1 protein-coding gene is annotated in these 618 nt (G+C 66.3%); it reads left to right on the top strand.

The window, feature by feature from the left end; all coding sequences use genetic code 11:
- Window positions 1-75: 75 nt before the first annotated feature.
- Entirely contained in the window at window positions 76-543 is a 468-nt protein-coding gene (locus MXD60_RS26275; protein ID WP_248822388.1) for a hypothetical protein, read from the top strand.
- The last annotated feature ends 75 nt before the right edge of the window (window positions 544-618 follow it).

The raw sequence follows: 618 nt of genomic DNA, 5'->3' as shown, positions 1-618 counted from the left end.
CCCTATCCGTCAGGATGAGATGAGTCAGGCAATGGCTATCATCTTGTGACCTGGGCGGGTGGGGAGAGGAAGATCGTGACGATGGCGGTGTCGGCTGGGCGTGGCCTGGTTGATGATGTCCGTGTGGACGAGCGTGAAGGTGGTGGCCGGCGGCCGGATCCTGAGGTCGAGCCGAAGGCGCGGCGGCGGTCGTTCTCGGCGGCGTACAAGCTGCGGATCCTGAGCGAGTACGAGGCGGCGCCGGACGGTCAGAAGGGCGCGATCCTGCGGCGGGAGAATCTGTACTCGGCGCATATCGTGGAGTGGCGTAAGGCCCGGGAGGCCGGGGCGCTGGCCGGGTTGTCGAAACCGAAGGGCCGCCCACCGGTCGATGACCGGGACAAGGAGTTGGAGAAACTCCGCGCGGAGAAAGCCAAGCTGGAGAAGGAGCTGGCGAAGGCCCGCTTCGTGATCGAAGTCCAGGGAAAAGTATCGGAGCTCTTGGAGAAGCTCTCCGAGGGCATTCCCGACGGCTCGGGCGACCCGAACTCGCCGCGGAGGTAGAACGGGTCGTCGAGGAGCATCTTCCGGCCCTCGCTCAGGAGACCGGCGTGCAGGCAGCCTGCCGGGCTCTGGGCC

The organism is Frankia sp. AgB32 (genome assembly GCF_023243045.1).
GTDB lineage: Bacteria > Actinomycetota > Actinomycetes > Frankiales > Frankiaceae > Frankia.
The sequence above is the reverse complement of the archived record's forward strand: the minus strand, read 5'-3'. Positions and strand labels throughout refer to the sequence as shown.